Source organism: Dietzia sp. E1 (genome assembly GCF_014145015.1).
Lineage (GTDB): Bacteria > Actinomycetota > Actinomycetes > Mycobacteriales > Mycobacteriaceae > Dietzia > Dietzia cinnamea_A.
The window spans coordinates 1-8,680 of record NZ_JAALDU010000558.1; the positions used below are offsets into that span (position 1 = coordinate 1).

The 8,680-nt window shown below is 69.5% G+C and carries 9 protein-coding genes and 1 other RNA gene; 2 read left to right on the forward strand and 8 right to left on the reverse strand.

Features of this window, described 5'->3' with window-relative positions:
• Positions 1-257: 257 nt before the first annotated feature.
• The 8 genes from ssrA to prfB form a co-directional block, all read right to left on the reverse strand.
• Positions 258-631: a transfer-messenger RNA gene (gene ssrA, locus G6030_RS15525) on the reverse strand.
• A gap of 82 nt (positions 632-713) precedes the next feature.
• On the reverse strand, positions 714-1,559 hold the full coding sequence (locus G6030_RS15530; protein WP_182643727.1) for a DMT family transporter: 846 nt from the start codon (positions 1,557-1,559) through the stop codon (positions 714-716).
• Entirely contained in the window at positions 1,559-2,068 is a 510-nt protein-coding gene (gene smpB, locus G6030_RS15535) for an SsrA-binding protein SmpB (RefSeq protein ID WP_007633865.1), read from the reverse strand. The genes G6030_RS15530 and smpB overlap by 1 nt, the downstream gene beginning before the upstream one ends.
• A gap of 96 nt (positions 2,069-2,164) precedes the next feature.
• Positions 2,165-3,067 (reverse strand): permease-like cell division protein FtsX, encoded by a 903-nt coding sequence (gene ftsX, locus G6030_RS15540; RefSeq protein ID WP_007633868.1) that lies wholly within the window; start codon positions 3,065-3,067, stop codon positions 2,165-2,167.
• A complete protein-coding gene (gene ftsE, locus G6030_RS15545; RefSeq protein ID WP_007633869.1) occupies positions 3,067-3,756 on the reverse strand; it encodes a cell division ATP-binding protein FtsE in 690 nt (229 codons plus the stop codon). Before ftsE ends, ftsX begins: the two co-directional genes overlap by 1 nt.
• A gap of 105 nt (positions 3,757-3,861) precedes the next feature.
• On the reverse strand, positions 3,862-4,629 hold the full coding sequence (locus G6030_RS15550) for a hypothetical protein (protein WP_182643728.1): 768 nt from the start codon (positions 4,627-4,629) through the stop codon (positions 3,862-3,864).
• Positions 4,629-5,525, reverse strand: a complete 897-nt coding sequence (locus tag G6030_RS15555) for a mechanosensitive ion channel family protein (RefSeq protein ID WP_007633873.1) — start codon at positions 5,523-5,525, stop codon at positions 4,629-4,631. The genes G6030_RS15550 and G6030_RS15555 overlap by 1 nt, the downstream gene beginning before the upstream one ends.
• Positions 5,525-6,631 carry a peptide chain release factor 2 gene (prfB, locus tag G6030_RS15560; protein ID WP_007633875.1) on the reverse strand — a complete coding sequence of 369 codons (1,107 nt, stop codon included), beginning with the start codon at positions 6,629-6,631 and terminating at the stop codon, positions 5,525-5,527. The genes G6030_RS15555 and prfB overlap by 1 nt, the downstream gene beginning before the upstream one ends.
• A gap of 164 nt (positions 6,632-6,795) precedes the next feature.
• On the opposite strand from prfB, the gene G6030_RS15565 reads away from it, so the two are divergent.
• Both G6030_RS15565 and G6030_RS15570 read left to right on the forward strand, forming a co-directional pair.
• Positions 6,796-7,605: an inositol monophosphatase gene (locus G6030_RS15565; RefSeq protein WP_007633877.1), complete on the forward strand. Its 810-nt coding sequence runs from the start codon at positions 6,796-6,798 to the stop codon at positions 7,603-7,605.
• Positions 7,606-7,725: 120 nt separating this feature from the next.
• On the forward strand, positions 7,726-8,680 hold a 955-nt coding region (locus tag G6030_RS15570), incomplete at its 3' end, for an acyl-CoA dehydrogenase family protein (protein ID WP_182643729.1).

Below are 8,680 nucleotides of genomic sequence, written 5' to 3' on the forward strand. Positions count from 1 at the left end.
GTGAGCGTATGACCCCCGCCGCGGCCAGCCGCTGGTGGCAACGCAACAAACCCACCGACAGCACCCTGAAAAAAGCCATCCTCCACGCCCTCCACGAACACCTCGACGAACTCCTCCAACCACCACCACCCTTCTGAGGCGGGAGGGAGTCAGCGCCGGCGGTCGGCGCGCGGACGGGCTCTGCATCGATCGTTCCGAGCAGCACTCTGAAATGCACTGAACCCCCGGTCGTCGAGACGACCGGGAGTTCAGTCCGATTGTGGAGCTGCCGGGAATTGAACCCGGGTCCTCCGCAGCATCGGCAGGGCTTCTCCGTGCGCAGTCCGCGTTGGCCTCTACTCGGATCTCGCCCTCATGCGGACGTGTTGGCGATGACGATCCCAGTCACTGTGAGTTGTCCCGACCCACCCCGTGACCGGGTGAGCCGGTGATCCCTCTAGATGATGCCGGGTTCCGGGGCGAGAGCGACCCCGGGCCGACAGACTACGGGCTCGCTATCAGGCAGCGAGGGCGTAGTCGCGCTGATTGGTATCGGCGCGTAATTGGTTGCCACGACGCTTACGGTGGTCTCTGGCCTGCACCGGCACGCTTCCCCTGCGTCAGCTCACGTAGTCGAAACCACATCAGCCCCTCAGGAGCCGCCGACTTCCGCCGACGGACCTCCAACCATACCCCGGGGAACCGTCGAATACCAGGGTGACGTCCGTCTCCGGTCAGCCAAGCGTGAGGAAGACGATCGCGACGCCGGCCAGGCCCAGCCCGGCCAGTTGGACCGCGCGCATCCGCTCGCCCCCATGCGTGACCGCCAGCGCGACGGTGAAGGCGGGGTACAGGGCGGCGATGACGCTGACGAGGGAGAGCATCCCTGCCTGGGAGGCGAAGTAGAACGCACCATTCGCGATCGCGTCGAACACGGCGATCACCACCCCGATCGCGATGAGACGGCGCGGGAAGCGGAACGACTCACGCGCGGCCACGGCAGCGGCGAGCAACATCACCGTCGCGCCTACCCGCGACGCCGCGACCGGCCAGAGCCCCTCGCCCGCGGGCACCCGCGACAACAGGACGAAGAAGGCGGCGAACGCCGAGCCCGACACCACCGACATCACCAGAAGCGACGCCGTCAACCGCCCGTGCGCGGCGGACGAGCCGTCCACCCCCTCCAGGGACACGAGGACGGTGGCCACGAGCGCCACCGCCATCCCCGCCATCGCCGCGGACCCGGGCCGCTCCCCCGCCGCCAACCCGAAGGCCAGTGGTCCGGCGGCGGCCAGGACCGCCGTGATCGGCGAGATGACGCTCATCGGTCCCCTGGACAGCGCCACGTAGAACGTCCACACCGCGGCGCCGGATGCGAGCCCGGACGCCAACCCCCACCCCAGGCCCGCCGGAGTAGGTGAGCCGCCCGCGACGAGGGCCGCGACCCCTACGAGCACGATCGAGACAGGGTAGGCCACACTGACGACGCGCAACGCCCGCGCGCGGCGGGACGCCACGCCACCGAGATAGTCACTGATGCCGTACGCCACCGCCGAGGTCGACGCCAGCGCGACCGGCATCACGCCCGCATGCCCTTGATCTTCCTGCCTAGCTCGCGGACCGCTTCGCGCTCGGCCGTCCGCCGGGCGATGTCCTGCCGCTTGTCGTGGGCCTGCTTACCCCGCGCGACGGCCAGCTCGACCTTGACGCGACCGTTCACGAAGTACAGCGACAACGGGACGAGCGTCGCGTTCCCGTCCCGCACCTTGCCCACGAGCGAGTCGATCTCCCGGCGGTGTAGCAGGAGCTTCCGCGCCCGCTTGGGGGCATGATTCGTCCAGCTCCCGTGCGAATACTCGGGGATGTGGAGCCCGCGGAGCCACACCTCGCCGTCGTCGACCGTCGCGAACGCGTCGACCAGCGAGGCCTTACCCTCCCGCATGCTCTTGATCTCGGTGCCCACGAGGGCGATGCCGGCCTCGTAGGTGTCCAGGATGTGGAAATCGTGCCTGGCCTTGCGGTTACTCGCGACGATGCTCCCGTCGGAGCCGAGGGAGGACGCGCCCTTCTTCTTGTTCTTCTTGGCCACGTCGGTTCACCTCCTCGTTGCTGTTGCGCAGCCCCCAGAGTCTAGACGAGCCGGAAGGGGCGGCGGCCGTCAGTGCCGGCCATCAGTGCCGGGCCGTTAGTGCCGGACCGTCAGCCTCAGGGTCACCCACGCCGTCAACGCGGAGGCCACCGCGCCGGCGACGACGAGCCCAGGGGCGAGCACCAGGATGTCGGAGGTCGTGATCCGCTCAACGAGATTCGCCCGGTACGCCTCGTCCAGCACCCTGTCGAGGAACACGCTCTTGGCCACCAACAGACCCCCCACCGCCAGGACGGCGCCGGTGATCGCCGCGATCACCGCTTCGAGCACGAACGGCAACTCGGTGTACCACCGGCTCGCGCCCACCAGGCGCATGATCCCGACCGCGGTGCGTCGCGTGAACGCCGCGATCTGGGTCATGTTGGCGATGAGCAGGACGGTCGCCACGAGCTGAACCACCGCTATGGCGAACGCCGCGTTGCGGATGCCGCCGAGAACCGAGAAGACGCGCTCGACCAGCTCACCCTGCCCCTGCACGACCTCGATCCCGGACACGTCCGCCAGATCCACCGCGACCTCCTCCGCCCGCGTCGGATCGGACAGAGTGAGGGTGAACCGCGAGCCGAGAGCGTCCGGCGACGTCGACTCCACCAGAACCGGGTCGGTCGAGGCGAACAGCTCGACGAACTCGGAGTAGGTCTCCTGCGGGTTCTTGTACTCCACCGACGCCACGCCCGGCGTCTCCTCGAGCTGCTCGCGAATTCCCGCGCACTCCGCCGCACACTCCGGGTCCTCGACGGAGATCGAGCGGTCCACGTAGACGCGGAACTCGTTGAGGTAGTCGTACTTGGCCTGGCTCGCGGACGCGGTCATCGCCACCAGCAGCCCGGCGCCCAGCATCCCCAGCGCGACGGCCGTGGTGATGATCATGGCCAGCGTCATGGAGAGGTTCCGGCGCAGTCCCTGGGCGACCTCAGAGGCGATGAATCGGACGGCCATCAGCGATCCACCCCGTAAGTCCCGCGCGCGTCATCCCGCACGACTGCACCGTCGACCAGCTCCACGACCCGGCGGCGCGACCGATCCACGATGTGGCGGTCGTGCGTAGCCATGAGCACCGTGGTGCCCGTCCTGTTGATCCGGTCGAGCAGCAGCATGATGTCCTCACTGGTCTCCGGGTCGAGGTTGCCCGTCGGCTCATCCGCGAGCAGCAGCACGGGACGGTTCACGAACGCCCGGGCGATGGCGACTCGCTGCTGCTCTCCCCCGGACAACTCGTGCGGCCGACGATCCGCCTTGGTCCCCAGTCCGACCATGTCGAGCGTCTCCGGGACGACCTTCTCGATGGTCCGGCGGGACTTGCCGATGACCTGGAGCGCGAACGCCACGTTCTCCGCGACCGTCTTGCCCGGCAGGAGGCGGAAATCCTGGAACACGCAGCCGAGCGAACGCCGCAGCCCGGGCACGTCCGAGTTCTTCATGCGTGTGAGATCGTGGCCGGCCACGACGAGCCGACCCGAGTCCGGCCGCTCCTCCCTCAGCAGCAGCCGCAGGAAGGTCGACTTACCGGAGCCGGAGGCACCGATGAGGAAGGCGAACTCGCCGTCGTCGATCTCCACGCTCACATCGGACAGAGCCGGACGCGTCACGGACGCGTACGACTTGGTCACACGGTCAGCACTGATCACGCCAGTAGCCTAGCGCCACACCCGTCACTGTCGGCGCTGCTGGCCGAACACCGTGATCCGCCGGCGGGACCGCCGAAGCGCCGCCCGGTGCCCAAGCGAGAGGCGTCACCCCTCGAGGGCGCCGCCGCTCGGAACAGAGGTCGGAACGCCCTCGGGTGCCTGCTGACCAGTCTGCTGTTGCGACTGCTGCTGAGGCTGCTCCTGCGGCACCTGTTGCTGCGGTGCCTGCTGCTGCGGCGCCTGCGTCTGCTCCTGCCGGGTGGGAGTCGATCCCGCAGTTCCGCGCAGGCCACCCGGGCCCGGGCTGGTGCTGGCGGTGCCCTCGGGGCCGGTGGTCGTCGTCCCGGTCGTCGCGGTCCCCGTCTGATCCGGCCCTGTCGTGGGAGTGGGATCGGTGGTGCCCGTGATCTCCGACGGCCCGGTCTGCTCGGACGATGACTCAGCCGGCTCGGTCGGCGCACTGGTCGCGGGCGGGGCCGGCGGACCGAAGGCGACGACCGGCTGCTCACGGACGAGCAGATACAGCACCCCGGCGACGACGAACGCACCGAGAAGGATCGCGGTCGTCCGCGACATCGACAGGAACTCCCCGATCAGCGCCACGATCGCGGGCTTCGGCCGGCGTGAGGGCGCGTCGGGCGGTGGCGTGCCGCCGAGGCCCAGCGGATCGGGCTGTTCACGGGCGGACGGGTCCTGGCGCAGCACGGGCTCCTGACGCGTGGCGTCATCCTCCCGGGTCGTGCCGGCGTCGGGGATCGCGTCGGCGCCCCGGGCCACGTCACCGTCGCGGGTCGTGTCGTCGTTCCGGATCGTGTCGTCGTTCCGGGTCGTGTCGTCGTTCCGGGTCGTGTCGTCGTCACTGTGCCGTGCCATCAGACGCTCCCCTCTCCGGTCTGCGGGCGGAGCATCCCCGCCCGGATGGCCGCGAGCGCCTCCGGTTCCAGGACGATGCCCTCCTGCCTGAACCGTCGCAGGATCACCGCGCGCATGCGCCGGCCGACCTCCCACTGCATTCCCGGCTTGGTGCGGGCGAGCAGGCGGATGATGGTCTGCTCCAGCTTGATGGACTGCACGCCCATCACGGACGGCTCGTCGAGCACGTACTCGCCCACACGGTCGTCGTCGACGATGTCCCGGCACACCTCGGCCAGCACCTCGTGCGCCTTGTCCATGTCGGCGTTGTTGGGGACCGGCACGTCGATGATCGCGCGCGCCCAGTCCTGCGACTGGTTGACGGCGGTGACGATCTGACCGTTGGGGACGATCACGGCCTCACCGTCCAGCGTGCGCAGCCGGGTGACACGGAGAGTGACGTCCTCAATCGTGCCGGCGGCGACGCCGGTCGCGGTCGTGAGCTCCACGATGTCGCCGTACCCGTACTGCCTCTCGGCGAGGACGAAGAATCCCGCGAGGAAGTCCTGGACGATCTTCTGCGCGCCGAAGCCCAGCGCCGCGCCGAGGACGGTCGCCGGCGCGACCAGGGCGACGAGGTTCACGCCGAAGCGCAGGAGGATCTGGATCCCGAAGAGGACGTAGAGGACGGCGACGGCCACATAGGAGAGCACCTGGATCAGCGAGTGCAGGTGCTTGGACTCCTCGGACCACAGCTCCTTGTCCGCGTTCTTGGCGTCGATCCGGCCGGTCCACATCCGGGCGATCTTGCCGATCACGCGGGTCAGCAGGACCGCCCCCAGGACGAGGAGGACGACCTCCAGACCCTCGTTGCTCAGCCAACGGAGAATTCCGCTGAAGTCGGTCTGGACCCTCACTAGGCGTCGGCCCCCTCCCGCATCCGCCACCGGATGCCGGCCTCGATGAATCCGTCGATGTCACCGTCGAGCACCGCCGACGGGTTGTTGACCTCGTGCTCGGTCCGGAGGTCCTTGACCATCTGGTACGGGTGCAGCACGTAGGAGCGCATCTGGTTGCCCCACGACGCGTTGCCGCCCGAACCGAGGGCGTCCATCGCGGCCCGTTCCTCCTGCCGCTTGCGCTCGAGCAGCTTGGCCTGCAGCACCTTCATGGCCGCGACCTTGTTCTGCAGCTGCGACTTCTCGTTCTGACACGTCACGACGATCCCCGTGGGGATGTGCGTGAGGCGCACCGCGGAGTCGGTGGTGTTGACCGACTGCCCACCGGGACCCGACGAGCGGTACACGTCGACGCGGACCTCGTTCTCCGGGACCTCGATCGAGTCGACCGTCTCGACCACGGGAAGCACCTCGACCTCGGCGAAGGAGGTCTGGCGGCGCCCCTGGTTGTCGAACGGCGAGATGCGCACGAGGCGGTGGGTGCCCTGCTCGACCGAGAGGGTGCCGTACATGTACGGGTCCTTAACGATGAAGGTGGCGGACTTGATGCCGGCCTCCTCCGCGTACGAGGTGTCGTAGACCTCGACCTTGTGGCCGTTCTTCTCCGCCCAGCGCACGTACATCCGCATGAGCATCTCCGCGAAGTCCGCGGCGTCGACACCGCCGGCGCCCGCGCGGATGTTCACGACGGCCTCACGCTGGTCGTACTCACCGCTGAGCATCGTCTTGACCTCCATGGCCTCGACGTCCTCACGCAGGCTCGCCCGCTCGGCATCCGCCTCCTCGACGGCGTCGCCGCCTTCCTCCTCCGCGAGCTCGTACATCAGCGGCAGATCCTCGATCCGCTGCCGCAGTTCGCGGCAGCGACGTAGGTCCGCCTGGATGTACGACAGCTCGCTGGTGACCTTCTGCGCCCGGTCCTGGTCGTTCCACAGGTCCGGGTCGGCGGCCATCTGCTCGAGCTCGTCGACGCGGCGGGCGAGCTCGTCGATGTCGAGAACCTTCTCGACGGTGGTCATGGTCGCGTCGAGGGCTGCGATGTCGGCGGAGACTTCAGGGTGCACGAGATCCGAGTCTACGCGGCCCGGGCGTCGCCCACCGTTTCCCCGCCCGTCGCCCCGACGTGACCCGCCACACCACCCGTGGTCGCCCGCCGCGGGTAGCGTCGAGAGCCGCGGACCCGCTGCCGCCCGTGGTCAGCGCGCCGCGACCCCAGCGGAGGAAGTGCATGTCCATCGACACCGGCCACCCGCGCCCCCTGCCCGACGAGCACACCGAGCGACTGTCCGACGTCGACCTGGCCGCCCGCCTCGTCGTCGACGCCGGCACCCTGGCGCGCCGCCTGCGCGAGGACGGACTCGACGTCCGGCGCAAGACGTCCGTCTCGGACGTCGTCACCGAGGCGGACGACGCCGCCGAACGACACATCACCACGCTTCTCGCCACCCACCGGCCGGACGACGGCGTCCTCGGCGAAGAGGGAACCCTGGTCGCCGGCGGCCACGACCGGCGGTGGGTCGTGGACCCCGTCGACGGCACCTACAACTTCGTCTCCGGCTCCGACTACTGGTGCTCGGCAGTGGCACTCAGCGGCCCCGACGACTACCTGCTCGGCGCGGTTCACCGCCCCGCCACCGGCGAGACCTTCGTCGGCGGCTCCGAGACCCCCACCCGCCGCAACGGCGTCCCCGTGACCCCGCTGTCCCCCGGCGACCTCGCCGCCGGCAGTCTCGCCACCTACCTCCACCCGCCGTTCCTCACCGACCCCGATCTGGCCGAGCCGTTCCACCGCGTGAGCCGGGGCGCGGCGACCATCCGGATGCTCGGATCGGGATCGGTCGATCTCGCCTCCGTCGCGTGTGGCATCCACGCGGTCTGGTGCCAACACTCCTGCCCGGAGTGGGACTGGCTACCCGGCCGAGCACTCGTCGAGGGCGCGGGCGGGGTCTGCGCCACCGTCGAGGTCAACGGATACGACTGGTTCGTGGCGGGCCGCCCCGGCGCCGTCGACCAGGCGGTCGCCCTGCTCCGCGGCTGACGGAACCCGCATCGACCAGCGGTGACGAGAACTTCGAGGGAAAGTGTGGCGCTCGGAACTTACTCCGAAGTAAGGTGTTGGCACCACACCGTCCACCGTCCGTCACGAGAACAGCTGGTGATGATGAGTAAGAACCCCACGACCCCGTCCACGACAGGACGCGCGGAGACCTCCACACCGGGCAAGAACCCCACACGCATCGACGCCATCGGCGCCGCGATGCGTGCGCTGACCACGATCACCGGGTCGGAGTTCGCCGAGCGGTTCGGACTGCGCCAGAAGGTCGACCGGGTGACCTACGAGGCCACCAAGACCGGATTCAAGACCCTCGGGGCAGCGACTAAGTCGTTCAAGAAGGTGTCCGGCGGCGGCGCGCCCAAGCGCCTGCCCGACGCCGACACCGAGGCGCGGCCCGACCTGTTCGACCTCACGCTGGACGACGACCAGCAGATGATCTCCCAGACCGTGCGCGAGTTCGCCACCGAGGTCATCCGCCCGGCCGCCCACGACGCCGACGCCGCCGCCGAGGCACCCGCCTCACTTCTCGAGCGGTCCGCCGAGATCGGCGCCACCATGCTCAACGTCCCGGAGGAGTTCGAGGGCATCGCCTCCGAGCGCGGCGTGGTGACCAACTCCCTCGTCGCCGAGGCCCTCGCCTACGGCGATATGGGCCTGGCCCTGCCGATCCTCGCGCCATCCGGCGTGGCCACCACCCTGACCCAGTTCGGATCCGACACGCAGCAGAAGTCCTACCTGCCGGCGTTCGCCTCCGAGAAGGTCCCGGCCGCCACCGTCGTGGTGGCCGAGCCCCGGCCGCTGTTCGACCCGTTCGACCTGAAGACGACCGCCGTGCGCACCCCCGGCGGCTTCACGCTCAACGGCGTCAAGTCGATGGTGCCCACGGCCGGGAGCGCGGAACTCTTCGTCGTCGCCGCCACCCTCGACGGCGCGCCGACCTTCTTCGTCGTGGAATCCGACACCGACGGACTCGTGGTGGAGGCCGACCCGTCCATGGGCCTGCGCGCCGCCGGCCTGGGTCGCCTCGTCCTCACCGACGTGGCCGTGCCCGCCGACG